The following is a 1,213-nucleotide window of genomic DNA, read 5'->3' as shown; positions in this document are numbered from 1 at the left end:
CACATCTCACTTAAGCTCTCTAAGAGTGACTTTTAGAAGGTGAATGATACGCTTGAGATAAGCGCGTAGGCCAGACTGCTAGTAAGCGATAGCAACACTTATTTAACCTTTTATCATACTTTGTCCGTTTTGGCTTGATCCAAAAGGACCAAAAGATCAAGAACCATCAAAGCTGCCACCTCACTAGCCTGCGCTGGCCCGCTGATGGTTCGGGCCCACCCACCTTGGTGTGTGTAAAAGCCCCTGAGTGTCGCTTGCGCTAGATGGGGCAATATCTTATGTTGTAGATAGTGTTATTCCATCATAAACTTCTTATACATAGCCTTTCGAATTTTTTCTCGATTATCGATTATATAAGTTTCAATTTGCTGTCGAAGTTGGGGAATGGTTGTTGAGTTCCGAATATTGATGTCTGAGAGACCTCTTGCCATCAAATTATTAATTCGTTGTTTTAAAGCTTCTGGTTGGTAATGAGTCTCTTCGTAATTCTCATAAGCTTTATCAAAGACTTGTTCAGCATTATAGAAGTTGAACCTCCATGGAAGATTCGCATTTGAATAATTCAATTGCTCAATACAGTTAAATAGATTAATATTCTGTAAATCATCCGTAAACATGCATTCGAAAAAGGTTTGAAAACTCACCATAATATCGTGATCCTTGACTACTTCCCAGGGTCCAATAAATCCCCAAAAAGGAGAAATATCAAAGGGTTTAATCTCTTTCAAAATGTAAGCACCAAAACAAGTCGCGAGAGAAACGTGGAGATTATTCTTGCAGATTCGATTCAATTCTCTACAGCGATTCGCAACCTCTTCCCAAGTAACTTGTTCGTCTGAATTTAAAACAAACCCATCCTTGCTCCCATGAATTTCAAAATGGATATATGGATAATTTTCAAACCCACTTTTTGATTTGATTTGTTCTAGCCCATGAAAGAACTCAGACCTTGAGTTGACTTGGATTAGTTCAGAGTTAAAATAGGTTATTTGAAGCTGTTTCCACCTTAGAAGGTCGTGGTACAGAAGTTCACCAGTTTTCTTGTCATCTGAATCAAGGGATTCGATAATATAGATAGTGTTAAATTCAAATCTCCGTATCGAGTCCATATTATCTAGTTCAATTTATGAATCTGTAGCTTTGGATTGAGCGATTGCTTTGCGCGGATATGATTTCATACATAATTGTTGTACGAAGGCTTTACCATTCTAAT

At 37.9% G+C, this 1,213-nt stretch carries 1 protein-coding gene; it reads right to left on the bottom strand.

Features of this window, described 5'->3' with window-relative positions; translation table 11 throughout:
• Nucleotides 1-293 precede the first annotated feature (293 nt).
• Entirely contained in the window at nucleotides 294-1,109 is an 816-nt protein-coding gene (locus tag E1176_RS00820) for a hypothetical protein (RefSeq protein ID WP_155208694.1), read from the bottom strand.
• Nucleotides 1,110-1,213: the final 104 nt, after the last annotated feature.

This window comes from Fulvivirga aurantia (genome assembly GCF_009711475.1).
GTDB lineage: Bacteria > Bacteroidota > Bacteroidia > Cytophagales > Cyclobacteriaceae > Fulvivirga > Fulvivirga aurantia.
Note: the sequence above shows the minus strand (reverse complement) of the source record. Positions and strands in the feature narration are given on the sequence as shown.

Excerpts from the sequence above, each read along its gene's own strand:
- E1176_RS00820 (WP_155208694.1), bottom strand. The coding sequence starts at position 1,109 with ATGGACTCGATACGGAGATTTGAATTTAACACTATCTATATTATCGAA.